Origin of the sequence: Candidatus Nanosyncoccus alces (assembly GCF_004138395.1) — a bacterium.
Classification (GTDB): domain Bacteria; phylum Patescibacteriota; class Saccharimonadia; order Saccharimonadales; family Saccharimonadaceae; genus Nanosyncoccus; species Nanosyncoccus alces.
Genome location: NZ_PRLM01000006.1, coordinates 209,216 through 232,758, shown reverse-complemented (window position 1 = coordinate 232,758; position 23,543 = coordinate 209,216). Strand labels below are relative to the sequence as shown.

23 protein-coding genes, 3 tRNA genes, 1 rRNA gene and 1 pseudogene are annotated in these 23,543 nt (G+C 43.5%); 15 read left to right on the top strand and 13 right to left on the bottom strand.

Going from position 1 to position 23,543, the window contains the following annotated elements; translation table 11 throughout:
* From G3RUM_RS03780 to G3RUM_RS03770, 3 genes are all read left to right on the top strand, one after another.
* Positions 1-185, top strand: a 16S ribosomal RNA gene (locus G3RUM_RS03780); the annotation flags it as partial.
* Between the two features lie 320 nt (positions 186-505).
* Positions 506-808, top strand: a complete 303-nt coding sequence (locus G3RUM_RS03775) for a hypothetical protein (RefSeq protein ID WP_129735520.1) — start codon at positions 506-508, stop codon at positions 806-808.
* A 174-nt stretch (positions 809-982) separates the two neighbouring features.
* On the top strand, positions 983-1,846 hold the full coding sequence (locus G3RUM_RS03770; protein ID WP_164998366.1) for a hypothetical protein: 864 nt from the start codon (positions 983-985) through the stop codon (positions 1,844-1,846).
* Between the two features lie 33 nt (positions 1,847-1,879).
* Here the strand turns inward: G3RUM_RS03770 and G3RUM_RS03765 are convergent, their stop codons facing one another.
* Positions 1,880-2,221 (bottom strand): nucleoside triphosphate pyrophosphohydrolase family protein, encoded by a 342-nt coding sequence (locus G3RUM_RS03765; protein WP_129735516.1) that lies wholly within the window; start codon positions 2,219-2,221, stop codon positions 1,880-1,882.
* A 48-nt stretch (positions 2,222-2,269) separates the two neighbouring features.
* Between G3RUM_RS03765 and G3RUM_RS03760 the strand changes: the two genes are divergently transcribed.
* Positions 2,270-2,791, top strand: a complete 522-nt coding sequence (locus G3RUM_RS03760; RefSeq protein WP_129735514.1) for a TrmH family RNA methyltransferase — start codon at positions 2,270-2,272, stop codon at positions 2,789-2,791.
* Positions 2,763-3,566 (top strand): polysaccharide deacetylase family protein, encoded by an 804-nt coding sequence (locus G3RUM_RS03755; RefSeq protein WP_129735512.1) that lies wholly within the window; start codon positions 2,763-2,765, stop codon positions 3,564-3,566. The genes G3RUM_RS03760 and G3RUM_RS03755 overlap by 29 nt, the downstream gene beginning before the upstream one ends.
* Here the strand turns inward: G3RUM_RS03755 and G3RUM_RS03750 are convergent, their stop codons facing one another.
* The 3 genes from G3RUM_RS03750 to G3RUM_RS03740 all read right to left on the bottom strand — a co-directional run bounded on the left by G3RUM_RS03750 (position 3,567) and on the right by G3RUM_RS03740 (position 4,752).
* Positions 3,567-4,361, bottom strand: coding sequence for a hypothetical protein (locus tag G3RUM_RS03750; RefSeq protein ID WP_129735510.1), 795 nt, complete (start codon positions 4,359-4,361; stop codon positions 3,567-3,569).
* 225 nt (positions 4,362-4,586) lie between these two features.
* Positions 4,587-4,663 (bottom strand) — tRNA-Ile (locus tag G3RUM_RS03745).
* Positions 4,664-4,675: 12 nt separating this feature from the next.
* A tRNA-Ala gene (locus tag G3RUM_RS03740) sits at positions 4,676-4,752 on the bottom strand.
* Between the two features lie 367 nt (positions 4,753-5,119).
* On the opposite strand from G3RUM_RS03740, the gene G3RUM_RS03735 reads away from it, so the two are divergent.
* Positions 5,120-5,323 (top strand): con-10 family general stress protein, encoded by a 204-nt coding sequence (locus tag G3RUM_RS03735; RefSeq protein WP_129735508.1) that lies wholly within the window; start codon positions 5,120-5,122, stop codon positions 5,321-5,323.
* A gap of 37 nt (positions 5,324-5,360) precedes the next feature.
* Here G3RUM_RS03735 and G3RUM_RS03730 read toward each other — a convergent pair whose 3' ends face one another.
* Both G3RUM_RS03730 and G3RUM_RS03725 read right to left on the bottom strand, forming a co-directional pair.
* Positions 5,361-5,753, bottom strand: a complete 393-nt coding sequence (locus tag G3RUM_RS03730) for a hypothetical protein (protein WP_206660908.1) — start codon at positions 5,751-5,753, stop codon at positions 5,361-5,363.
* A 24-nt stretch (positions 5,754-5,777) separates the two neighbouring features.
* Positions 5,778-6,548, bottom strand: coding sequence for an ROK family protein (locus G3RUM_RS03725; protein ID WP_129735504.1), 771 nt, complete (start codon positions 6,546-6,548; stop codon positions 5,778-5,780).
* A 147-nt stretch (positions 6,549-6,695) separates the two neighbouring features.
* Between G3RUM_RS03725 and G3RUM_RS03720 the strand changes: the two genes are divergently transcribed.
* The 3 genes from G3RUM_RS03720 (at position 6,696) to G3RUM_RS03710 (ending at position 11,023) form a co-directional block, all read left to right on the top strand.
* Positions 6,696-7,763 carry a 30S ribosomal protein S1 gene (locus tag G3RUM_RS03720; RefSeq protein ID WP_129735502.1) on the top strand — a complete coding sequence of 356 codons (1,068 nt, stop codon included), beginning with the start codon at positions 6,696-6,698 and terminating at the stop codon, positions 7,761-7,763.
* A 115-nt stretch (positions 7,764-7,878) separates the two neighbouring features.
* The gene (locus tag G3RUM_RS03715) at positions 7,879-9,237 is read left to right on the top strand and encodes a hypothetical protein (RefSeq protein WP_129735500.1); all 1,359 of its coding nucleotides are present in this window, start codon (positions 7,879-7,881) and stop codon (positions 9,235-9,237) included.
* Between the two features lie 64 nt (positions 9,238-9,301).
* Positions 9,302-11,023 (top strand): class I adenylate-forming enzyme family protein, encoded by a 1,722-nt coding sequence (locus tag G3RUM_RS03710; protein ID WP_129735498.1) that lies wholly within the window; start codon positions 9,302-9,304, stop codon positions 11,021-11,023.
* A gap of 16 nt (positions 11,024-11,039) precedes the next feature.
* Here the strand turns inward: G3RUM_RS03710 and G3RUM_RS03705 are convergent, their stop codons facing one another.
* Positions 11,040-11,972, bottom strand: a complete 933-nt coding sequence (locus G3RUM_RS03705; protein WP_164998364.1) for a glycosyltransferase family 2 protein — start codon at positions 11,970-11,972, stop codon at positions 11,040-11,042.
* Between the two features lie 76 nt (positions 11,973-12,048).
* Between G3RUM_RS03705 and G3RUM_RS03700 the strand changes: the two genes are divergently transcribed.
* The 3 genes and pseudogenes from G3RUM_RS03700 to G3RUM_RS03920 form a co-directional block, all read left to right on the top strand.
* Positions 12,049-12,537: a COG2426 family protein gene (locus G3RUM_RS03700; RefSeq protein WP_129735494.1), complete on the top strand. Its 489-nt coding sequence runs from the start codon at positions 12,049-12,051 to the stop codon at positions 12,535-12,537.
* A 64-nt stretch (positions 12,538-12,601) separates the two neighbouring features.
* Positions 12,602-14,836 (top strand): hypothetical protein, encoded by a 2,235-nt coding sequence (locus G3RUM_RS03695; protein WP_129735492.1) that lies wholly within the window; start codon positions 12,602-12,604, stop codon positions 14,834-14,836.
* Between the two features lie 259 nt (positions 14,837-15,095).
* Positions 15,096-15,218, top strand: a pseudogene (locus tag G3RUM_RS03920) (hypothetical protein); the annotation flags it as partial.
* 38 nt (positions 15,219-15,256) lie between these two features.
* Here G3RUM_RS03920 and G3RUM_RS03690 read toward each other — a convergent pair.
* The 3 genes from G3RUM_RS03690 to G3RUM_RS03680 form a co-directional block, all read right to left on the bottom strand.
* Positions 15,257-16,420, bottom strand: coding sequence for an RNA-directed DNA polymerase (locus G3RUM_RS03690; protein WP_129735490.1), 1,164 nt, complete (start codon positions 16,418-16,420; stop codon positions 15,257-15,259).
* Entirely contained in the window at positions 16,405-17,157 is a 753-nt protein-coding gene (locus G3RUM_RS03685) for a hypothetical protein (protein WP_129735488.1), read from the bottom strand. Before G3RUM_RS03685 ends, G3RUM_RS03690 begins: the two co-directional genes overlap by 16 nt.
* Before the next feature lie 85 nt (positions 17,158-17,242).
* Positions 17,243-17,317: transfer RNA gene (locus G3RUM_RS03680), tRNA-Asn, on the bottom strand.
* Between the two features lie 51 nt (positions 17,318-17,368).
* Between G3RUM_RS03680 and infB the strand changes: the two genes are divergently transcribed.
* Complete coding sequence (gene infB, locus G3RUM_RS03675) at positions 17,369-19,135, top strand: translation initiation factor IF-2 (protein ID WP_129735486.1); 1,767 nt, start codon at positions 17,369-17,371, stop codon at positions 19,133-19,135.
* Between the two features lie 28 nt (positions 19,136-19,163).
* On the top strand, positions 19,164-19,457 hold the full coding sequence (locus G3RUM_RS03670; RefSeq protein WP_129735484.1) for a DUF5663 domain-containing protein: 294 nt from the start codon (positions 19,164-19,166) through the stop codon (positions 19,455-19,457).
* Here G3RUM_RS03670 and G3RUM_RS03665 read toward each other — a convergent pair.
* The 3 genes from G3RUM_RS03665 to priA all read right to left on the bottom strand — a co-directional run bounded on the left by G3RUM_RS03665 (position 19,447) and on the right by priA (position 22,843).
* Positions 19,447-20,268 carry a methionyl-tRNA formyltransferase gene (locus G3RUM_RS03665; protein ID WP_129735482.1) on the bottom strand — a complete coding sequence of 274 codons (822 nt, stop codon included), beginning with the start codon at positions 20,266-20,268 and terminating at the stop codon, positions 19,447-19,449. The genes G3RUM_RS03670 and G3RUM_RS03665 overlap by 11 nt on opposite strands.
* Entirely contained in the window at positions 20,261-20,833 is a 573-nt protein-coding gene (gene def / locus G3RUM_RS03660; protein ID WP_129735480.1) for a peptide deformylase, read from the bottom strand. Before def ends, G3RUM_RS03665 begins: the two co-directional genes overlap by 8 nt.
* 78 nt (positions 20,834-20,911) lie before the next feature.
* Positions 20,912-22,843 carry a replication restart helicase PriA gene (priA, locus tag G3RUM_RS03655; RefSeq protein ID WP_164998363.1) on the bottom strand — a complete coding sequence of 644 codons (1,932 nt, stop codon included), beginning with the start codon at positions 22,841-22,843 and terminating at the stop codon, positions 20,912-20,914.
* A 408-nt stretch (positions 22,844-23,251) separates the two neighbouring features.
* Between priA and G3RUM_RS03650 the strand changes: the two genes are divergently transcribed.
* Complete coding sequence (locus G3RUM_RS03650; RefSeq protein WP_129735476.1) at positions 23,252-23,542, top strand: helix-turn-helix domain-containing protein; 291 nt, start codon at positions 23,252-23,254, stop codon at positions 23,540-23,542.
* The last annotated feature ends 1 nt before the right edge of the window (position 23,543 follow it).

The window sequence follows — 23,543 nt, the reverse complement described above, 5'->3', positions numbered from 1 at the left end:
CGCTAGTAATCGCAGATCAGCATGTTGCGGTGAATACGTTCCCGGGTCTTGTACACACCGCCCGTCAAACCATGAGAGTCACCAACACCCGAAGTCCGCCTCGGCGGCCTAAGGTGGGGGAGATGATTGGGGTTAAGTCGTAACAAGGCATCCGTACGAGAACGTGTGGATGGATTACCTCCTTTCTTGAGAAGGAATTGATGCGCCTGGTTTTCCGCAAGGGAACAGGTAGCTAGGTCGGTTACGGTTATGATTATGCAAGCTTGAATCATAACAGCTCTGGTTCGCCAGACGTAACATTAAGCTTTACAGAACTAACAGATGAAATTGCACAACTAAGTTGTTAAAGCAAAGCATCCCCTCGTGGGGTGTTTTTTGTAAGATAACACTGCTTGCCTTCAGCAATCCGCCAGAGCTTGACTTTTTTAGCAAAATATGCTACAATCAAGCTAACCCACTAACCATGGGCTAGTACTTTTATTTTCTGACATTGGAGGTATACAAAATGTCACAACAGAAACAGAATGCTAAGAAACACGCTTACCTGTTAAGACTGAACGACGGTTCGGAGAGGGAATTTCGCTATGACAAATGGTCGGAGCGCGAAAGTGCTATCTCCGAGTACGTCGGCGAGAAGATGGTTGAACTCCATCATCCGGAGAAGTTCACAACATCCGAGCTGATGAGCGCACCCTGGATGGTCACCCAGTCAGCAATCCTCACTCAAACCGAGTATCATTCGCTGGACGAGGTTGCTGAGCGCGCTGCTCTGGTCTATCGTTATCTCACCCACGGGGGGGGGGTATAAGCAGGATCTTGCTACCGCGTAATATGTTTCTGTCCCCCAGCCATAGCTGGGGGATTTTTGTGGCCTCAATATAAAATTTGACTTTTCACGGGGGGGGGTATAATTACTAGAGATATACTAGTGGGAGTAGAGGACTTTAATTCATACTTATACGTGAAAGGAGGCGGGCAACCGTTGTTGCAGGGATGGCAAAGACTTCTATTTTTCAGCAAAAACAATGGCGATAAATTCAAAACTGAAAACCCAGAAAAAGATTTAATGGACTTGCTGGTCGAGAAAACCATCTCTGCCGGTCACATGCTAAGTTTTCAAGAAGCAAGCAATGATCCAGAAATGGTACAGCCAAATAACTATGCTTTTTATTTTGGTTCTTTTAACGAAGCGGCCCGAATTGCTTGGCTCAGAGCTAAGCCACCGAACAGTAATTCGGATGGCCTAACTGAGCAAGGTCGCAAACTGGCCAAAGCCTTAAAAGAAACTCGCCAGGTTACAGGAAAGCCATACAGAAGGGAGGTGAACTGGATGAGTGAATTCAAAGGAAGCGAGCATAAGGGTAAAGGAACAAGGTACACCACCGAACAAGTTAGGGAAAAACTAATAGATTTCTACGAGCGTACCGGTAGACTACCCAAGCAATCTGATATTGCTGACAGTAGCAACGGCTTACCGAGCTGGCCTGCATTAGTCAATCACTTGGGCCCCAAAACCGGCTGGCAGGCTATCGTCGACGAGCAAAATACCGATTCCACTCCCGAAACAGAAGATTGTTCGAGTGAGATTACCGCATCCTACGCACCGGAAGAAGACAACATCGAAGAGACATCCGAAGGCTGTGGTAGAGATACAAAAGACGATAAAAAGGAACCCCCTACTGAAGATATGACAGAACCTCCTCAGCAGGGCGACCAGGCCTCAACCGAAGACGAAGACATTAAGATTTACACTTCTCAGCAGGAGCGAGATAATGTTGTCACGGTCGACATAAAAATTACCCTGCCGGACAGGGAAAAACCTGTTTTCATCACTCTCACAGTATAAGAGCTGCCCCCGGCCCTGAAGCCGGGGGATTTTCTATCTATTATCTCCCTCTCCGTGCATCGTGCCGCGCCGCACACGACTCTCCAGCTTCTCGATATTCGTTTTGGCCACGTCAGATAGTGGGATATCCAAGTACCTTGCCAATGTAGCCAAGTACCATAACGTGTCTCCTAGCTCTTTCATGATTGCAGATTTATCATCCTTTGAGGCCACCCCACCTTTGTCACGAATTATCTTTTTAATTTTATCTGCCGTTTCGCCGGCTTCACCTGTTAATCCTAATATCTTCTCTATAAATCCAGGTGATATTAAACTATTTTCTGGTTCAAAAAAGTCGTACTTTTTTGCCTTCTCTTGATATTCGTTGAAATCCATTTTACCTCCTCTGGTTAAAATAATTATAGCACATGGTATAATACAGCTATGGAAGACACGCGGAACCTTGTAGATGAGTATAAAGGTCTATCTAATGAGCAAGTTTTTGCTGCGCTGGATAAAAAACGTACCCCTCTAGAGGTTGCAATTGAGAATGTCGAACACGACTTCAATATTGGTACTATTGTGCGTTCAGCTAACTCTTTTAACGTTCAAAAAGTCCATATTATCGGCAAGAAAAAATATAATCGTCGTGGCGCTATGTGTACAGACAAATATCTTGAAATTATTCACCATAACACTATCGAAGAATTTCTCAAAACTCAAACAGACAGGGAATTGGTTGCCATTGAGAACAACACTCCGCGCGCCCTGCCCCTACATGATAAAAAATTTGTAAGAGACGCCACTCTAATCTTTGGCTCAGAAAATAACGGCATCACGCCTGAATTGCTAGATAAATCTCACGATGTCAGATTCATTGAGAGCTTTGGCTCTACTCGCTCTGTAAATGTTGGCGTAGCTGCCGGGATCGCTATGTATGAGTACGCAAGACAGATCGTTTTTTAGGCGTATTGACATTCGCTTTCCTTGGCTCAAAATCGTGGCAGTTTTAGTGATTGGCGTCTTAGCCATTCTAGATTTATTAGATTTTACTATTTCTAAAGTGTCAGACCCCTATGACAAGATTAAGATTGCACCTATGTCTCAACATGCACGGATTAAGCGCGACGTTAGTGGTAAGATGCTTGTAGCGCTTACATTTGATGACGGTCCTTCAAGCGCCACCACATCGAGGTTATTAGATGTTTTATACGAGAAAGACGTTCCGGCCACTTTTTTCATGCTCGGCAAAATGGCCCGCGCTAATCCAGACATCGTTCGTCGTGCCGAAAAAGAAGGACATATCGTGGCCAGCCATACCATGTACCATCAAAATCTCATAAAAATTTCTGCTCAAGCTGTTAGAGACGATATCGCTGAAGCTACGGCGACATTCGGTGATCTTTTAGGGCATGACTCCACTCTGACTCGTCCGCCTTACGGCAACATCAATAATATAGTTCGTGATAGCGTGGGGACGCCCATGATTTTATGGTCAGTAGATACTCTAGATTGGAAAAGTAAAAACGTCGACGACATCCTAGCGGTTACGAAAGAGCAAATCCACGATGGTGCAATAATTTTGATGCACGACATCTATGACTCCACCGTAGATGCTGTGGCCGTAATTATAGACGACCTAAGAAGCCAAGGTTACGATTTTGTTACTGTCCCAGAACTCGCCAAAATTCGTAACACTGAACTGACGGCCGGCACCGCTTATTATAATTTCCGCCCCTGACTAATCCCAACCCTCATCACTCCACTCTTCCATATCATCTGCAGATTCGCCTTCAGTCTCAGGCGCGCTGTTATTGTGTCGAGCGTAAAGCTTACCAAATTTCTCGTGGCGCTCCTTAGTCTCATCTTTTGCTCTTTTGAGGCGTTCATCTAATTCAACCTTAAAATCACCATTAATTTCAGGTTCAAAATGCTCGTTAAGCTCAATTAGCCCGGTATCAGTACTATAATTTCCGATGATAAATCGTCGGTCAATATAATTACAAAGATGTCCATTCTTGTCTTCGTGTACCGTAAAAAAAGCTTTTGCGCGTTCGCTAGAAATTTCAGACATATTAAAGTATGCGAGAGGGAAACGCAGCAAAATTATATTTTTAGCATTACGGTGCTCCCAATGGTCCAAATGGCTTCTAAGCTTTGCAGGCTCTAATTCTCCTTCATCGGAACTCCATAGCCCAACTGTGTTGTCTGTTATGTCTGTAGACCCGGAAATTTCATCGTCACGGTCTTCTCCTACCATATTTCCTAGAGATTCGAATCCCTTTACTCCTTCTCTAAAAATGCTTTCAATGACTTCATGGCCATTCCCGGCGGAAGCTGTGCCATGTCCAAAAATTGCTGAATTTTCAAAATCGTAAAGGCTATTTAGATCTTCAAGTCTAGCAAAGTTCGCCTTTTCTCCATTTTTAGTCGAATTCTTTTGCATATGCTCCTCAAACGACGGCATTTCTGTCAGGCTGCTAGTGTCCAGAGCTCCGCTATCACCGTTCTCTTGCTCATTTGATATCTTCTCCATTTTTCCTCTCTTTCCGCCGCATCTAAACAAAAATGCGACTATTTACTTAGTCGCCAGACCTACATTTACCCAAATGAGCAAAGCGTAAATAGCCGCATTCTGTCATCTGGGCGAATACTGAACAAATGTAAATCTGGCACCTTCATTATAACCTTTTAGTGAAAAAAATGAAAGAAATAGATTGCCGACAAAAAACCACCTCATAGGCGGATTGGATAAGTAAACTGGTGGGGATATGTGGACTTGAACCACAGACCTCGTCATTATCAGTGACGCGCTCTAACCAGCTGAGCTATATCCCCATAACCTTAAAGTGGTGGAGTAACAGGGACTCTAACCCTGGACCTCCGCCTTGCAAAGGCGGCGCTCTAAACAGCTGAGCTATTACCCCAACACCCCAATTCTACCGCAAAACCCCAAAAATAGCAAGAGGAGAAGCCACTCAAGAAAAGAAGGGACCGCTCGCATAGAACAGTCCCTTAGGTCATACATAGATTTTAAGTAGCCTCGCAGTTTATTCTACTTAAAACTAACCCCATTTTATATCACCATATGCATAATGTCAACCCCATTTTTCCACAAATTGTGCAGAACTTTTAAATTTAGTGTTCGGTTTCTATAAACAATTTAAAACATATTTTTAAGAAAAAGCATATTGACAAAACGAAAGCGGTATGATATAATACAAGACATACACTCGTAAAAGGGTGGTGATTTATCAATTTATAAGAATTTGGTGGGCAGAACAGGAGTTCTAGATGTCTGGAACTAAAGCTGGTGGCATGAAAGCTGCCGCTACGAACAAAGCCAAATACGGCAAAGAGTTCTATGCTCGTATTGGAAAAAAAGGTGGCCAAAATGGTCACACCGGCGGATTTGCCGCTAACCCTGCCTTAGCTCGTGTAGCTGGCGCTAAGGGTGGTCGGATCTCTCGTCGTGGTCCAGCTAAAAAAGCTGCCTAACATAGCAGAATCAACCTCTAAAACAGGGGTTGATTTTTTATGTCAAATTTTCGCACCTGGGACAATGGTATACCCCATCTGGAGTTTGATAACATGTTAATCCGCACTTTTTGCACCTAGATTTAACATGTAGCCAATCCCTATAAGTATCCAACTCATCCTGAATTAGGCCTTCATTTATCTCTATATCGTATCGCAAAGCTAACTCACGAGCCTTTTCCCAGGCCTCGCTTTCCATCCTGAGCCGCTCTACGTCCATTCTAAAGGTCTCGTGCTTTAAAATCGCATGTGATACTTCATGCAGCGTCAAAAGCGCATAGAATGGCTCTGCTGGCCCCAAAACAATGGTTTTTGGTGGTCGAAAAGCGAATTTCTTGCCACTAATAAATTTAAACTCCGGAAAGTCCGCTTGTAGTCTTTTTAGAAACATCTCGTCCATTGCTAGGACGGGGAATTACTCCCGCTCCTTCTGTTTGGCGTAGATGTAACACCCGTAAATCACAGATTCATTTGGTCGTTTCGGACGGCGATATTTTACGCCAGGGATTTCAGGTAAATATTTGGCGTAAAGTCGGAAAATCTTACCCATTGGGCCGCCCAGTACTATATTATCGGGATGAAATTCTTGTGCTATATCTGGTAGCCCTAAATATATCCTAGCGGCAATATCCTGCATTACTTTCTTGCCTCTCAGATCTGTGGCTGGATCCGTGTGATAGAATTTTTCCAACGCGCTAGCCGCCGCTATGTCTTCCCACTCACTAGATTTTCCGCCATACTGGTGTAATTTATGCCCAGGTTCAAAGTTGATCCCCGGCAGTATTCTATTTTTCTCCACTACCCCGCCCCCTATCCCCGTAGAAAAGGTCAAAAATACCGTCCGTCCCGGTAATCTATATCCTTCATAAACGGCTGCCAAATTAGCGTCATTTTCAAAATAGACTGGACAATCGAACAAAATTTTTACAGGGTTAAAAATGTCAATATCATCCCAATTACGATTACCAAAATGAACTGAGTAATTTTTTTGTACAACTCCAGGCACCGCTACTACAATGGATTTGATTTTATATTTTTGTAAAATTTTTAAATTATCAATTAAATCGTTGATAAAAGTTTTGGAGCCTTTTGCGGTAGGGAATTTTATCCGTCGTACCACTCGCCCGCGTTTAGAAAAAAGTGCAATTAATGTTTTGGTAGCCCCGATGTCTATACTCAAATACATATCCTAATTCTACATCGCTTTTTCTTCGAGATAAACCCTAGACTTTTCTGGCAAAATCTGCTAAAATAACAAGAGTTTTAGGCTCATTCATAAGTGTCGCACAAAACGGCATTTTTGAATGAGTCTAAAGGAAGGATAAATTAATCTATGGCAAATGCCAAAAAAATCACTATGGATGAACTTTTGCAATCTAGCGAAGATTCATTCAAAAAAGTTATTGCAGGGGACACCATCAAAGGCACAGTGCTCTCTGTTAAAAAACACGAAATACTAATTGACCTTGGCCCTCAAGGTGTAGGCTTGGTCCCACGCAAAGAAGCTTCTTTTGCGCGTAATCTTAACGTTGGCGACGAAGTTACCGCTTCAGTAATCGAGGCTGAGATGAACGACGGCTATGTACTACTTAGCCTTCGCAAGGCAGTCAAAGATAAGGGCTGGGATGAAATCAATGCCAAACTTGACAACGCCGAGACGGTAGAGGTTACTCCGTTCGACGCTAATCGTGGTGGTCTACTTGTAGAATATGAAGGCATCCGCGGTTTCTTGCCAGTTTCGCAACTCTCCGCTGAACACTACCCACGAGTTGGCAGTGCAGACAAGGACGAAATTTTGCAACGCCTGAACTCCCTAGTTGGCAAAGCTATCAAAGTTCGCATTCTCGACGCCAATAAAAAGGAAAATAAACTCATTTTCTCAGAGAAGGAAGCCATCCGCGACGGTCTTGCTGCCCGCTTTGCTGAACTTAAGGTTGGCGATGTGGTTAAAGGTGTTGTTACCGGCGTAGTAGACTTTGGCGTGTTCGTGAACGTCGACGGTATCGAAGGGCTAATTCATATTTCCGAGATCTCTTGGGAACGCGTCAATAATCCTGCCGATTACGTCAAAGTTGGTGACACTATCGAAGCCAAAATCATTGCTATTGACAAAGAACGCCTCTCGCTCTCTATGAAACAGCTAGTCGAAGATCCGTGGATTTCCGAAGTAGAAGGCTTGAAAAAAGGCTCCAAGGTGGAAGGCACTATTACGCGCATCACTCCGTTTGGCGCTTTTGTGCAGATTTCACCAGCCGTGGAGGCTTTAGTGCACGTTTCTGAGCTTGGTGAGGGCTCCGATGTCGACCCGGAAAAAATCTTCACTCTAAATGAGCGTAAAGATTTCAAGGTTCTCGATATCGACAAAGAAGGTCGCAAGATTTCGCTTTCGATTGCGAAGTAGAAAACACTCAAAATAACTCCCGTAACAGGGAGTTATTTTTTTGCACTTTACATTTTGTCGTAAAGCGTTATAATTATGGAAAAGCGCTTAAACTTAAAAGAAAGGCCACATAAAAATGAAAAACGGTGGGGAAAATATCGGCGGGTCTAACCCTTTACCAGAACAACAGGTAGACCAATGGCAATTTCGTACTGCAGACCAAGATCGCGGGGCTGCTATTATTGAGGACGAAGACAAGGAATTTAAACGCACTCGCACGGAATCTTATCTTGAATCTGAACAAGGACGTAATGAACAGGGCCTAGAAGCAGAATTCGATAAAATGACTGCAATGCTAGACGAGTCAGTGGCCGCCGGCATCATAACCGCTGAACAAAGGGACCAAATCTTAGAATTCCAAATGAACAAAACCATCGAAAAGATAGATGAGAATCGTTCCGATTACGAGTCAGCTAAAAAGAAAGAGCTGTTTGGCCAAATGGCTGGAGTACTTCAATCCAGTGCAGAAAGCGCAAGTGGTAATGAAATTATAGAGGAGGAGCCTCAGTCTACTGACACAACAGAACAACTAGAAAATCAGACCCCAAACAAGGAAACGACCGCCAAAGAAGGCATGGATGGCGAAACCTTCCAAGTCGGATACGGTATGTCTAAGGAAGCTGAGTTTAAGCGTCTTACTGGGGAAGACTGGCCAGGCGTAAAATATGTAGCCGAAAGCTACGGTGCCGATGAAGGTTATGACGACCCTATGGAGACTTGGATCATTCGTGAACGTTCCGAAAAAGCAGCAACCCCCTCTAATACTTCTGGCCAACCCACTGCTCCAACTGCTACTTCAAATGAGCAGCAAACTTCTACTCCAGGCACAAGAGAAAAGGCAGATTTTGAAGAATTAGAAGAGATTCTAGGTGAACAAACACAAGATTTTAACCCCGAAGAAGAGACGAAAGGTGAATCGAACGAAAAGGCCGAGGGGCTTGCAAGGGAAGAAATGGCAAAATTGCTTGAGGAAGAGAATAAAAAGTTATTCAGAGAAGAGGCATCCAAGCTTTTCTTGGAGCAAGCTAGAGAATTAGATGAAAAAGGCCAAGACGCTGACGTAGAGAAAATGAAGCAAGCACAGCCGCTCATTGACCAAGAAGCTGAGAGAATCAAGACTTTATTGCAAGAGCAATATGGCTACACCATTGAAACCGAACCAGACGAAAGCACTAGAGTCCTAGAGGAGTTTAGGCGACGTATCAAGAGTGACAACATCGGCGGTACAGGTGGCGAAGGTATCCTTATGGAAACGGCCCCGCTAACCTTAGTTACTGCAAGTAAATACAACAATTATTGGAGTAGGCTAGATGATGCAGAAAAAGGCAGAGTCATCAGTGTTCTTCAGGAATTGGAGGCAAAAGGCTTACCAAATGGCAGAGGTTTGAGGGCTTGGTTGCGTGGGCAGCCAGGGAACGTTTTGAGCGCTGCCTAAATCTTAGTCTCTTTCTTATTTTTCTTGCTTATGATATAATTAAGCAGTACTTAAGGAGATTTTTGTGAAGAAAAGTGATAAGAAGAGCAAGGAACGTCCTTGGTTGGAATTCTACGACGAAGACGGCATACCTAGCCATATCGAATATCCAGATTGTTCTATGGTAGATATGGTTTTGCAATCTGCCGAAAAGTGGCCAGACAACATTGCCTATACTTACTATGGGCACAAGGTTACGTACAAAAATTTTGTTAAAAAAATTGAAAAAACTGCGCGTGCGCTCAAAAATTATGGCGTCAAAGAAGGCGATCGTGTCACTATTTGTATGCCCAATACTCCAGAGGGCATTACTATGGTGTATGCCGTGAATATGGTCGGCGCTGTTTGCAACATGGTTCACCCATTGTCTTCAGAAAAAGAGCTTGAATATTACATCAAAGTTGCCGAATCTAAATACGTTCTTGTGATTGACGCTGTTTTTGACAAAATCTATCGGCTTCGTGATACGGCTCAACTTGAGCGCATCATTGTGGTACGTCCATCGGCCGGCCTCGGTTTTCTCAAGAAAAAACTTTACAATACTCTCCACATCAAAAAAGTTCGTCTTCCAGCCAACGATAATCGCGTGGTTCTCTGGGAAGATTTCATTGCCAACTCCTATTTTTATCAAGGGAATTATCATGAAGAGCGCGGCGGCGCCGACCCTGCGGTGATTATGTATTCAGGCGGTACTACCGGAGCGCCTAAGGCAGTTCTACTCTCAAACCTAAACATCAATGCTGAATCCATATGTGATGGCACTATGATTCGCCAAATCGTCCCGGGAGCAACTGTGCTTTCAATCTTACCGCTTTTTCATTGCTTTGGCCTTGGCGTTTGTATTCACACCCCACTCTGTAAAGGCATGGGATGTATCTTGATTCCGGCTTTTTCCCATAAGCAGTTTGCCGATATCATCAAGAAAAACGAACCAAATTTTATCGTCGGTGTCCCCACCCTATTTGAAGCGCTTGTTAACACCAAGCTAAAAAGCGATGATCTTAAATCTGTTACCGCGGTTATTTGCGGTGGCGATGCTCTGACCCAGACTCTTCGTGACAGGGTTAACGAATTTCTCAAAAGTCATGGCTCTGATGCTAAAATTCGGGTTGGCTATGGCCTTACTGAAGGGTCAGGCGCCGTTTGCCTTTCACCGGAAAATACCTTTGCCGATGGCATCATTGGTGTACCTCTCCCAGACACGGACTTTAAGATTATCAAGAATGATACTTTCAAAGAACTTCCTGCCGGAGAAGAAGGCGAAATTTGTATTTCTGGCCCTCTGGTAATGATGGGCTACCTCGGGGATGACGCTGAAACAGCCCAAACCATTCGCTTGCACGATGATGGCAAAGTTTGGCTTCACACGGGCGACATTGGCTACCTCGGCAAAGACGGCCTTATCTATTTTGCCCAACGTCTGAAACGAATTATCATTTCGTCCGGGTACAATATCTATCCTACTCACCTCGAATCTATCATTAATTCACACGAGGCGGTTTTAACCTCTACGGTCATCGGCATCGACCATCACTATAAAGGCCAAGTACCGAAAGCCTTCATTGTGTTAAAACCTGGTTACAAGGCAGGAAAGAAGATCGAACGTGAGATTCGTGAGTTGTTAGAACGTAACGTTCCAATCTACGCCTTACCGGTTGCCTATGAATTCCGCGACAAATTGCCCCAGACTCTTGTTGGTAAAGTAGCTTTCAAGAAGCTCGAAGCAGAAGAAAAAAGCAAAAAATAGCAATTTATAAAGCAGTTTAGCCTCTAAGATAATTCAATCTGACTAGTACTCGCAATTTTAATGGTTTTTGGCGTAAAAATTTATTCTTACGCCAATCTGGGAAATATTTCTGAAGCATTTTGCGCGAACGGGCAAAACCCGACTTACCTTCCGGGAATTTACCGAAATCTTTCGCAGAGTCAATAAGAAGATTCCAAATAAAAAACCACTCCAGTTCATCATGATATTTTTCTGTCGCATTAGCCTCCACAAATTTTTGATATAATCCCTCCAGTGCTGGGAAAATGTCGAAAATATGCGGACTAAACTTTTCCTTATGCAGCACTGATTCTGGATTCTGACAATAAAAGTACAAAGGCTCATTAATCGAAACAAATTTATCAGTGTAGAGGATCAACGAAGACATCAACTCCATATCTTCGTGTATGATGCCTTTCTTGAAAGAGAAAGCGTGCTCTATCCACCACTTTCGACGTATCAATACTTGCCAGGGACCCATGCCGTAGCGCACAAAACGACTTTTGTAATTGGACTCTTTTGGTGAGACTGGTGAGAGATAATCTTTTTGTCCTCCGGAATAAATTCGCTCTGCCCCCATCATCACTAGATCTGCCTTTGTCTTGTCCGCCTTTCTAAGAAGCCTAGCTATCGCACTGCTACTAATGTAATCGTCTGCATCAATAAACCAGAGATATCTACCCTTGGCTCTAGCAACCCCAAAATTCCGCGCGGCGCTTGCCCCGCGTGTATTACAGTGTAATACACGAATCAATTTTAGATGTTCTCTTTGAAAATCCTCCATAACTCGAGCGGAGTTATCTGTGGAATGGTCATCTACTAATACGATTTCACCGTTCACGCTTTCTAGTGCAGCTATCACACTTTTTAGGCACCTGCCTAAAAATTTTTCCGCATTATGTACCGGGACAATTACTGAGATATCAATCATAAAATTATTATACCATGCGTCAACTGACCCGACTTCGGCTAGCTCAAAAACCATAAAAACATGCTACAATAGACCTATGTTCTGGAAAATCCTTATTGTTTTATTAATATCGATGGTTCCATTAATTGAACTACGCGGTGCCATCCCAGTAGCCATTGGTATGGATCTTGGGCTTCCTGAGTGGCTAGTTTTGATTGTTGCCATCGTCGGTAATTTGATCCCTATTCCTTTTATCTACTTTTTTGCGCGTAAATTCCTGGAGTGGGGTAGCAAAAAAAAGTGGAAACCTCTCAAACAATTTTGTAATTTTTGTCTTAAGAAAGGCGAAAAAGCTGGTAATAAACTTCTTAAGAAAGCCGGAAACTATGGCACCTATTTTGCGCTATTTCTCTTTGTAGCTATCCCTATACCTGGCACTGGGGCTTGGACCGGTACTCTCGCTGCCAGCATTTTAAATCTAGACTTCAAAAAAACTGTTATCGCCATCATGTCAGGCGTGTTGGTGGCCGGGTTGATTATGCTTGCCGTTTCCCTTGGCTTCTTTAAAGTACTTTTTGGTGGTTAATTTTTGGCCCGACTTAAACTTTTAAATAACTTATGATAAAATAAGCATAAGGAACTTCGTATTTATGCCATCAGAAAGAATCAGCAGTTCTACTAGTGAAAATGTCAACCAAGACCAGTCACCAGACAGGTTGCTTGGTGCTAAAGTATTGACCACCAGTAGCTTTAGGGATAGACATCGCGAAATCGTTGACTCTTCTTTTGAAAAATTAAGACACCGTAAAGAAAAACTAGTTGGCAAGAATGGGGAAAGACGAATTGATGCTTATCTAGAACGTATTAATCGGGGAGTCAAAAAACATGGCAGTAAATACGAGAAGCGCCTCTGGGCCAAAACTCGAGATTCTCTAATTGTCGACCCTCAAAACATCCCAGAAAGTTATTGGCGCACTCAAGAACAAATCTTAAGAGACAATGGCCAAGGTCGGGAACTCAGCGATGTCGAAAAAGATTACCTGGCTCAAGACATTCAAAATAAACAACGTGAGTCCATTGATTCTTGGGTAAATTATCTTTCTCACGAGGATTGTCCATATCCGCTTTGGTTTAAAATCTACACTATTGACGGTGTTAGTAAGATGGGTGTCTTTGACGGTGAGTCTGGCACTTATAGAAAGCGTGATAAAAGCTCGGTCGCACCATACCCACATCTCAATCCTGCGGTGCTAGGCAAGGTTTATACTGCTGTTACAGATTTTTACGGGATTGACCCCAGCAAAGACCTTAGCTTAAACCAAGATAACCCAGCTATTACAGCTACAGATGACGGAACGGAAGCTGAGCGCGACGCTGAGCTCGGTAGCCTAGTAAAATCCGGCAATTTTAACCGACTATATTCAAGACTTCTCCTTTCTGAAAAAGTTATCATGCCGACACCGGAACGTACCGAAGATGTTCGTGGCGAATGGGTCGAATACAAACCGGGAGACGAAGAGGGCGTTGCTAAGGCAGCCGATGGCACGCCATGGTGTGTCGCTTCTCCTTCGGTAGCCAGAAGCTATCTAACTACCGGGAGCTATGGCGAAGTTTATGAAGACAGCAATGACGACTCTAATCAAGCTAGGTTTATCCTCTTCCAACTCTATGATGACGACGATAGGCTAGCCGAGAACGCCTGCGCTTCGATTCGGCTTGACACGGACGGCAATGTCGCCGAGATTTCCGGACTCGGAGAAGGCCAAGCCCTTGAAGATTCTCTAGTCCCAATTGTTGAAGCAAAGGTTAAAACGTTACCTGGTGGAGAAAAATTCTTGAAACGCTTCGCAGACAAGAAAAGGTTGATCGAAATTGACCGCAAGATGCAAAGCGGTGCCGAAATTACCAGGGAAGATTTTCGTTTTATCTGGGAGCTGGATCGGCCGATCGAAACCTTAGATACTTACAACAACGAAGACCCCAGAATCACCGAGTTTAGGAAAAAGTATGATGCTAAATATGCTGCAGAGATGGGCTACATTATTCCGGACACCACAATTGCCGATATCGAGGGTAATTTGGAGAAATATCTCGGCAACGACCTAGGCTTGGCGTCCAATTTACTGGTTTATGTTTTAAAGAAGCAATTAAAAACTACTCCCGAAAACATTAGAAGGGCCTTCGGGCCATCTAGCATTAGAAAGAAACTCGCAGAATTGGGCACAGATTATGTACAAGCAATGGTTGAACGTGTGCGCAGCTTAGAAATTTTCGAAACAGAGAACTATGCGTTCATGCTGCCTAGAGACCAGTGGAGCAAACGGATTGACCTGCCAAACGACCCGGAAAATCGATCTCTCGCTCCTAGTGACCTTACTGCCATACTTAAGCACTCGGTTAGTTACAACTACGACCAAGAATCGGATGGTAGAAGCAGCTGGGGTACTAGTGATGTGTATGATGAATCTTGGGTTGGCAGAGAGATTAGGCATTTCCCGTGGAGCAAAGAGTTATTCGAGGCGGAAGATAAGCTTCTTAAGCCACACGGCTACAGTATACCTAAGAGCTGGAGACCAATTGTCGACGGCCTTAAGCAACAAATCGCCACTGAGAAAGGCATCGGTCAAGATGAAATTAGCGGAAGAGAGCTCTCAAGTGCTTTAAGAGAAAAGCTAGGTCTTACGTTTGCGGGTTGGGTGTTTGGTGGTCGCCGAGGGCGCGTTGGCGAGTACGGTTGCTTCTGGTCGGCGTCTGAGAAGTCTGCGAAGGACGCGTACTACTTGGGCTTTAGTTCCAGTTACGTGAGCCCAGAGGACATCGGAGTCCGTGCCTACGCGCAGTCGGTGCGTTGTGTGGCTGAGTCAGGGTCTTTTCCAAACTCCTAGAACCAGGGTTTCGTCTTTAAAACTAGACTAAATAAAATTACTTTAGACATTATCGAACATTTTCATTCTTTAAAATATCCCAACAGTGTTACAATATAGAGGTGGGTAAATCCACAGGTTTCTGTGCTGGAACTCCGAGGAGCGGCTCATGTTCTAGGGAAGCCTGATAAAAGACCTAAAACCCCTCTGCCGAGACTCAACGAACCGAGTAGAAGCAGGTTAGTATCTCTAAAATCGCCAAGGCTATTTTAGGCACAAAGTGGGTTTTCTTACGTTTGCGGGTTGGGTGTTTGATGGTCGCCGAAGGAACGTTGGCAAGTACGGTTGCTTCTGGTCGGCGTCTGAGAAGTCTGCGAAGAACGCGTACTACTTGAACTTTAATTCCAGCAACGTGAACCCAGAGAACAACGAAGACCGTGCCTACGCGCAGTCGGTGCGTTGTGTGGCTGAGTCAGGGCCTTTTGCCGCCGCAGTGCGGTTTTTTGGTCCAAAGTCCCAGCCTAAGGAATCAAAGACTGCAGCAAGAAACTTTTTGCTATTAACGTGTTGCATATACCCAAGGTAGGAAACCACAGATTCTAACTCGGCATTACCTGCAGCAAAATTTCGAAAAGCCCTTTTTGCGTTTTTTCTGACCCTTTTACCAGGAATTATGTACCCAGGAAACATAGTTGAACCAGTAAAATTCACGCCATTCTTTAGATTCGTCAGAGTCCGTTTATTCGGATGGAGGGTCAACCCTAGCCCACTAAGAAAAAAATCAATCTTCTTGATGTCGGATAAGAGTTGCTGTTTTTCATTCATCTTAACCAAGATATAAAAATCATCAACATAACGCCCGTAATGTTTATGACCAAGTTCAAATTTAACGTATCTATCAAGTTGGTCTAGATAGATATTGCTTAATAATTGAGAGGTTAGATTCCCAATCACAATTCCGCGGCCCCTAGACTGATTAAAAAGGCTTTTTTCTCTTGGTAACGCTTGCCAATCTCTTTTGCTCCCTACAATCTTTACGTTCTTAGTTGGATCATCAAAAATCACCACCTCCCACAGAAAGCGCAAAGTCCAATACAGATCAGTTTGATAGTCTCCAAACTGTCGATCGAGTCCCCAAATAGCACGTTGATAAAGTCGTTTTCGGTCTAGACTGGCAAAATAATTTTTAATATCCAGCTTGGCTGCAAAAATTTCAGTATGGTAGTTATCAGACACGGACCTAGCATGATATTGAAAACGTTTTTGGGAATATAGTGTACCCTTGCCTTTTCGACAGGAATATGAATCTTCAATAAAACGTTTATCCCACCACGGAGCAACCTGGTTATAAATAAAACGATGCACGACTCGGTCGCGAAATGGCGCCGCAAAAATCTCTCTTGCCACCGGGTCGTGTATCACGAAGGCTCTACTTGGAGAAGGCTTGTAAGTACGTTCTTGGATATCCTTAGATAATAACAAGATATTTTCTATATCATTCAATTCAAAAAGATGCTCATCACGAGTTTTTCGCTTACCTGCCCGGGTGTCCAAGTAGGCCTTATGTAACTCTCGATTCAAAAAACCTTTTAAATTGTCTGGCATTTTAGCTCTTTTTTCACGATTCGTTCAGCTATAATGATTTCCTCAAGAATTCTTTCTAGATTCTTTGCGTGAATGATACCGAGATTTTCTACAGTTTTCATATGATAGCGAATTGCTTCTAGATTAGACCTAATTTTATTCAGGCACTGCTTAGTATCTCGGTTATCCGAATTTGCGTAGAACAAATATAAATTTAAAGAGTCGATCGCCAAATTAAGAGTTTTTACCCCTACGGTTTTTTGTGCGAATGGATGAGTTTGACGTAGGTTTTCGTATAGTATTTTCTCCAGATTCTCTAACCGCACAAAGAGCATTGGGTTCGGATTATTAGGGGTAATTATCTGTTGAAATTTAACTTTTTGATTGGCTAGGTCGTTTACAAATTTTTGAATTTCTTGTTTTTGGTATATTTTTGGTAATTTGAAATATATCACATCATGCTGATTCAAAGACTCTTCCTCTAGAATACCATTTTCGAGCAGCTTCTTTTTTAAGTTGTCAAAGTTCTTAAAAGAAATTACCCCGTATTTAGCCTTAGGGTTAGAAACTGAATTATCCGGGCGGAAATTAATGGTCCTATAGCCAACTCTACTGGCAATCTCAGACTTAAATATGAGAGCAGAATGGTCAAAAAGCTGTTTAAAATTGCCAGTGGAATTCATAAATTGTAAATACTGGTAGTTCGTCCGTTCGAAATCCAAAACCCGCTGTTTTATCTCTGTAAAGCTATTTAACATATTGCTCCTTCTGCCTAAACCACCAGGCCTGTTTTTAGTTGTATTTATCAAAAATGAGCAGATAAGGGGGGTTATCTGCTCATTTTGGCTCCCGGGACTGGACTCGAACCAGCAACCTCGAAGTTAACAGCTTCTTGCTCCACCATTGAGCTACCCGGGAATAACCCCATTATAGCATATTTTCTCGTTTTGTGATAGAATTAAGAGAGTTATGGAAGAAAAAACCATTCAGATTGCTGGTTCTATTACTGTTGACGAGCTCGCTACAGCGCTCGGCCTTTCTGTAACTGAATTAATTGGAACTCTATTCAAAAACGGCATCGTTGCCACTATTAATCAACGCCTTGATTATGAAACGGCTTCCATCATTATTGATGAGCTTGGTCTGAAGAATGTTAAGCTAGAGAAGAAAAACACCTCCACTAGAACCTCAGACTTGCGCAGAGAATTATCCGATAAGGCGGTTACTCGCCCTCCAGTAGTCGCTGTAATGGGGCATGTTGACCATGGAAAAACCACCCTGCTAGACACCCTCCTCAACAAAAAGACCGTCGAAGGCGAGGCTGGTGGTATTACTCAGCATATTTCTGCTTACCAATTAAAACATGACGACCGCTTAATTACTTTTTTGGACACTCCAGGGCACGAGGCTTTTGTTGCAATCCGTCAGCATGGTGCTATGCTTACTGATATCGTGGTAATTGTAGTAGCTGCAGATGATGGCGTAAAGCCTCAAACCGTAGAGGCTATTAACTTCGCCAAATCTGCCAACGCTAAAATTATCGTTGCAATCAATAAGATCGATCGTGAAGGGGCCGATATCCAACGTACCATGGCGGATCTATCTAACCACGGCCTTCAACCAGAAGAATGGGGTGGCGATATCACAATGGTGCCGATTTCTGCTAAGATGAATCAAAATCTCGACAAACTTCTAGACATGATCCTCCTTACCGCCGATATTGAAGAGCTTAAAGCTGACATTGACATTCCTGCCGAAGGTTTGGTAATTGAGAGCCATATGGAGACCGGTAAAGGCTCCGTAGTAAATCTTTTGGTTACTGGTGGGGAACTAAAAGTCGGTGAGTTTATTGTAGCTGGCTCTACCTATGGTAAGGTTCGTACCATGCTAGACTGGAAAGGCAAACCTAGGGGTAAGGCTACGCCATCTACACCGGTCACTATTACCGGTTTTAAGGAGTTACCAAATTTTGGCGATCGTTTTGCTGAAGTCAAGGACGAAAAGACTGCTCGTAAAATGGCGCTTCTGAACGCCCAAGCCATAGCTAATGAGTCGGCCAGCGCTAATGTTACTAGTTCGGACCTCCTCCGTATGATGAACGTAGCCGACAACTCTAAGGTTTTCAATGTTATTATTAAAGGCGATGTACTCGGTTCCGTTACTTCTGTGGTAGATAGTCTTAAACTTATCGATACTAAAGGCGAAATTACTCTCAATATTGTTAGTACCGGCGTAGGTGATATCAACGAAAACGATGTTTACATGGCCGCCGGTGGCAACACCGTAATTTACGGTTTCAATGTGTCTGTGCCAATCAATATTTCCAAAATGGCCGCACGCGATGGCGTGCCGATCCGTACTTACCGTGTTATTTATGAACTCCTAGATGATGCTAAGTACGAAATGGAAAGCCTTCTTGACGCCGAAATTATCGAAGAAGATAAAGGCGAAATGAAGGTTTTGGGTGTATTTCGCACCGAAAAAACTTCTATTATCGCTGGTGGCGAAGTTTTGAAAGGCGACGCTAAGCCCGGGTTCCTAGCCCGTGTAATCAGGGGCAAAGAATATCTTGGTGAAGCCGAAGTCGCCTCCGTCCAAAAGGAAAAGATAGACGTAAAAGAGCTCACCGCCGGCGAAACAGGAGGGCTTGCACTCAAAACTACCAGCAAAATTGACCTTCAAATCGGCGACCGTCTCAAATTCTTTACTCGCGAATCTAAAAAACGCACTTTATAGCATAAGCGCAGTGTGCTATAATCAAGATATGGAATTTGACGAAAAGTTTTTGCAGGAAATGGGCCTTTCGGCTATGCCAGAAGACGAAAAGCAGCGCTTTCTGGACTATATTCAAGAAGAACTCGAAGTTCGCATCGGCGAACGTATTTCCAGGGGGCTCACCGAAGTTCAACTTAATGAATTTGACATGATCACTGACCAGTCTGAAGCTGCAAAATGGCTAGAAGTCAATCGTCCAGATTACCGCGAAATCGTCGAACGCACTATCACTGAAATGAAGGCAGAGATTCGTGCTAATCGCAACCGGCTAGTTAGCGCTTAGTATACCCATTAATAAAACTTTTCGCATCCATAGGTTTCTTACCATCTGGCTGCAGTTTATCTATGCTTAAAATTTGCCCATTAGCGCATGTCAAAGGTAAAATGGCCGTTTCATCCGGCTGTAGTATATGCGCCGCTAAAATGGCACAATTTTTGCCGTAGAAGGCATATTTCGCTTTTGGAAAACCCTGAAAAGCTATGATTTTTCGCAAAATTAACTCTGCTGTGTTTGTTCCCGGTTTTAAAAAACTCATACTTTTATCGAATTTCGAACAAAAAGTCGCATTCGACTCGTCTTGCGAAGTTGGCTCTTTTAAATCTGCTAAATTCTTACAAATCCACTTTGCCCCAGTTTCGGCCAGCGCTTGATAAATCGCCGCTTTCGAGGGAATTAAACCAGAGACTAATCTTGTCCCAGTTTTTGCAGCAATTTCTGATCCTGAAAGCGTCGCCTGCCAATAAATCGGCCCCGCATCCATCGCTTTTACTAGTTTCATAACAGATACGGAAAAATCATTATTTCCATCTAAAATTGCACTTTCTATCGGCGAGGGCCCTCTATACTTAGGCAACAGGGAAGGGTGGATATTTAGTATCCCTTCTGGTTCAAACAGCCCTAACACATCAGCCTTAATTAGGACCCCAAATGACGCTAGCACCCCATGAGCCTCCGGCGTTTTGCGTTTTATCTCGCACGCTTGCATCAAATCCTCTTTTGTATGTGCATGAAAAACTACTTCAAAATGTTGTTCTAGTACTCTTAACGCCGCCTCAGCTAGCGGTCCATTGCCAAAAAAGATAATCCTATTCATCAGGGAACAGCTCTTTGTTGTTGGCGATTCTATCGTCGTAGTTCACCGGCTTTAAATCGCCTTTGTCATCCATCTCGTAAAATGCGTCTTTTACTCCTTTGATATGGTCTATGAACAGAATGCCGTCTAAGTGATCTATCTCATGCAGTAGCGTACGTGCTAACTCGTCAGTGGCCTTGATCCGTACCTCTGTACCATCTTCTAGTTTTGCTTTTACTCGCACTTTGGTTGCTCGGGGTACTTTACCGTAGATAAACGGCACCGACAAACATCCTTCAAAATCTGTTTTTATCTTGCCATCCGCTTTAATTATCTCGGGGTTAATCAATGCCGTAAAAGTAGCTTTCTCTTTGTCTGTCATGTCGTCACGTACTATGATAATCCGCTTATTTACGCCCATCTGAGGTGCCGCCATCGCTGCCGACATTTCATAGGGGTGTTCCTTCTCCCAACCTAACGAAAGTTTCCGCATATCCTCAATAATCTTAAGGATTTCTTCGTCAATCTCATGAACTTTTTCAGATTTCTGTCTTAACCGTGGGTCTGGCGTGGTAATTATTTTCATAAGCTAATTATATCACAGAACGAATATTTCGCAAAATAACAGGGAAAGATTTGCTAGCTTTTTTCATGACCAATGTCTCTACAACAAACCTACTGGGTCAAAAGTTACGCGAAAATTTGGATCTAAATTGCTGCATGCGTTTACCAATGCTTTACGCGATTTTGCCCGCACTACAATCTGCCAGGTGTAACCCCGGCTAGTCCGCTCATGAAACGCCGGCATTGGTGGCGAGACTATTAGTCGTTTATCTTTGCTTAAAGTAGCAGCCACTTCGCGCACTTTTTTTAGTACTATCGACTCGGTTTTCATTGCGATCTCTAGCTTTGCTACAAACATGAACGGCGGAAACCCAGCTTCCCGTCGTTTTCTTATCGTATGTTCATAGAATCTTTCATAATCAGATGTTGCCGCCATCTTTATCACCGGGTTCTCTGGCCGAAATGTCTGAATAAACACCTCTGCTATATCACTATGCCCACGTCCTACCCGCCCTATCACCTGAGTAATCAGCTGAAAAGTCCGCTCCTCCGCCATAAAATCCGGTAGATTCAGCCCCGCATCCGCTTGTGCTACTCCTACCGTAGCTAACCGCGGTAAGTCCAGTCCCTTTGCTAAGGTCTGTGTCCCCACTAATATGTCAATCTCACCCTCAAGCACCTCTGTATAAACTGCATCCAGGCTCTCACCTTTCTTGTTGTCTGCATCAAACCTCTTGATTCGCGCACTAGGGAAGAGCTTTTTAAGCTCGCTCTCTAGAAGTTTTGTCCCAAACCCCTTATGCACTAAACCTGGTGCGCCACATTTAGGACAATTCATCGGCACCCGTTCCCGATATCCGCAAGTATGGCAAGCTAACTCATAACTATCTGCATGTAGCGTTAAAGGCAAGAAACAGTTTGGGCAGATTATTTCTTCGCCACAATTTTCACAGATTGTCAGGGGTGACGAACCTCTACGATTATGAAAAATCAGCGTTTGTCGCCCCTGCTCTAGGTTTTTTCTTATTGCGGATAGCAGGGGATCAGCAAAATATCTACTCTTGCCAAATTTATCCCTGTTTTTTAAATCTATTATCTTTATTTCAGGTTCTGCTACGGTAGACTTTGCTTTCTCTGTTAATTTTACCAAGGCGCCCTTTTTCTCTGCCAAATAATAATCTTCTACCGTAGGGGTAGCTGAACCTAAGATTAAATCAGCCCTCAGCTGACTAGCCATAAAACTTGCCACTCTAATCGCCGAGTATTTTGGCGCGTTTTCCTGATGGTAAGCTCCTTCGTGTGCCTCGTCTACAATAATCAGACCCAAGTCTTTTAGAGGTGCAAAAAGCGCGGACCGCGGCCCAATTACGATTTTTGGTCCAGCAGCTTCTAGTAAGGAATCAAATATTAAGTGTCGCTCAGCTTCGGTCTGACGAGAATGTATCAGTACCACCTTATTACCAAAGTGTTCTTCAAAAACCCGAACAAGTTGTCCAGTAAGAGCTATTTCTGGGACCAGAAGTATAGTAGATTTTTGCCCTAGAAGGGCATTTTTAGCCATTCTGAGATATATATTGGTTTTGCCGCTTCCAGTCACGCCATGCAGCAACTTTGTGGCTCCTGGGGCCTGATAAAGGTCTTCTAGAGCCTTTTTCTGGGCCTGATTTAACGGAATTTGCGACAAATGTTTAGTATGTTCGGTTTTTCTTACACTCCCGAACATTTGTTCGGTTTTACGGCGCTTCTTGGCTACCCCATTTGGCAGTATCAAACTTAGAGTGCTAGCTAGCGGTACTTGATAGTAATCCGCCACAAACTTTGCCGTAGTAACTAGATGTGCCGGCAATGGTCTTGAATACAAAACTTTCGTAACCGGCTTGGTAGCAAAATTCGGTTGTGCAACTTTTTTACTAACCACTCCTACCGCTTTGCTACGCCCCAGCGGAACTTCCACTATCTGCCCCGGCACCAGGGAACCGTCATAGGTATAGGTCAAAATATCTCCCTTGCCAAATACCTTCCCTGGTATCACCTCATAAAACATACCTATATTATACACTACTCTTCACGTGTGGGTCTTAGCTCCTAGTGGGTTGAAATTTACGCTTGCCTATACTACAATACCCCAAGCGAATTTCGGTAAGAAAGGAGTAGAATTTACCTTAATAATCTGGCGGTAGAAAGGAGAGTTCTTTGCGATGAAACTTTCAATATGTCTGGGACGATTGCGCGTAACAGTAAAATTGAAAATCGCTCCCAGAAGGAAGCGATAATCCAAGAACTTAGCTAAATTGTAACTCTAAGACTATAAAAAGTCAAGCCAAATTCGCCCAACCCGCCAGGTAACCGCCCAAAGGCTCGGCCTGAGGGCGGTTTTTAGATAAAACGTTGTAAAATTTACCATTTTCGTGCTATAATAGAGAGAATTAAGCGAGGTAATATGTTAGATATATTTGTCACTTCTCGGGTGCGCCGTAAAATTATTGTGGTTTTTGCTAAGTATCCAGATTTTAAGACCCATGTACGTGGCCTCGCCAAACTTATTAAAGAGGACCCCGGTAACATTCAGAGGGAACTAAATCGCATGGCTGAGGGCAAATTCCTCATTGTTACCAAAAAAGGTAAGACCAAAATCTACCAAACCAACAAGCAATTCCCAATCTTAAAAGAGCTTCAAAGTATCGTCATTAAGAGTCAGAAGGGCAGCAAGCCGAGCAAAACCATAGGTTAAA

Excerpts from the sequence above, each read along its gene's own strand:
- G3RUM_RS03650 (WP_129735476.1), top strand. The coding sequence starts at position 23,252 with ATGTTAGATATATTTGTCACTTCTCGGGTGCGCCGTAAAATTATTGTG.
- G3RUM_RS03665 (WP_129735482.1), bottom strand. The coding sequence starts at position 20,268 with ATGAATAGGATTATCTTTTTTGGCAATGGACCGCTAGCTGAGGCGGCG.
- G3RUM_RS03730 (WP_206660908.1), bottom strand. The coding sequence starts at position 5,753 with ATGTTTCTAAAAAGACTACAAGCGGACTTTCCGGAGTTTAAATTTATT.
- G3RUM_RS03695 (WP_129735492.1), top strand. The coding sequence starts at position 12,602 with ATGCCATCAGAAAGAATCAGCAGTTCTACTAGTGAAAATGTCAACCAA.
- G3RUM_RS03690 (WP_129735490.1), bottom strand. The coding sequence starts at position 16,420 with ATGCCAGACAATTTAAAAGGTTTTTTGAATCGAGAGTTACATAAGGCC.
- G3RUM_RS03755 (WP_129735512.1), top strand. The coding sequence starts at position 2,763 with ATGAGTACGCAAGACAGATCGTTTTTTAGGCGTATTGACATTCGCTTT.
- G3RUM_RS03765 (WP_129735516.1), bottom strand. The coding sequence starts at position 2,221 with ATGGATTTCAACGAATATCAAGAGAAGGCAAAAAAGTACGACTTTTTT.
- G3RUM_RS03670 (WP_129735484.1), top strand. The coding sequence starts at position 19,164 with ATGGAATTTGACGAAAAGTTTTTGCAGGAAATGGGCCTTTCGGCTATG.
- G3RUM_RS03705 (WP_164998364.1), bottom strand. The coding sequence starts at position 11,972 with ATGATTGATATCTCAGTAATTGTCCCGGTACATAATGCGGAAAAATTT.
- G3RUM_RS03725 (WP_129735504.1), bottom strand. The coding sequence starts at position 6,548 with ATGTATTTGAGTATAGACATCGGGGCTACCAAAACATTAATTGCACTT.
- G3RUM_RS03715 (WP_129735500.1), top strand. The coding sequence starts at position 7,879 with ATGAAAAACGGTGGGGAAAATATCGGCGGGTCTAACCCTTTACCAGAA.
- G3RUM_RS03700 (WP_129735494.1), top strand. The coding sequence starts at position 12,049 with ATGTTCTGGAAAATCCTTATTGTTTTATTAATATCGATGGTTCCATTA.
- G3RUM_RS03685 (WP_129735488.1), bottom strand. The coding sequence starts at position 17,157 with ATGTTAAATAGCTTTACAGAGATAAAACAGCGGGTTTTGGATTTCGAA.
- G3RUM_RS03775 (WP_129735520.1), top strand. The coding sequence starts at position 506 with ATGTCACAACAGAAACAGAATGCTAAGAAACACGCTTACCTGTTAAGA.
- G3RUM_RS03750 (WP_129735510.1), bottom strand. The coding sequence starts at position 4,361 with ATGGAGAAGATATCAAATGAGCAAGAGAACGGTGATAGCGGAGCTCTG.
- G3RUM_RS03760 (WP_129735514.1), top strand. The coding sequence starts at position 2,270 with ATGGAAGACACGCGGAACCTTGTAGATGAGTATAAAGGTCTATCTAAT.
- def (WP_129735480.1), bottom strand. The coding sequence starts at position 20,833 with ATGAAAATAATTACCACGCCAGACCCACGGTTAAGACAGAAATCTGAA.
- G3RUM_RS03720 (WP_129735502.1), top strand. The coding sequence starts at position 6,696 with ATGGCAAATGCCAAAAAAATCACTATGGATGAACTTTTGCAATCTAGC.
- infB (WP_129735486.1), top strand. The coding sequence starts at position 17,369 with ATGGAAGAAAAAACCATTCAGATTGCTGGTTCTATTACTGTTGACGAG.
- G3RUM_RS03735 (WP_129735508.1), top strand. The coding sequence starts at position 5,120 with ATGTCTGGAACTAAAGCTGGTGGCATGAAAGCTGCCGCTACGAACAAA.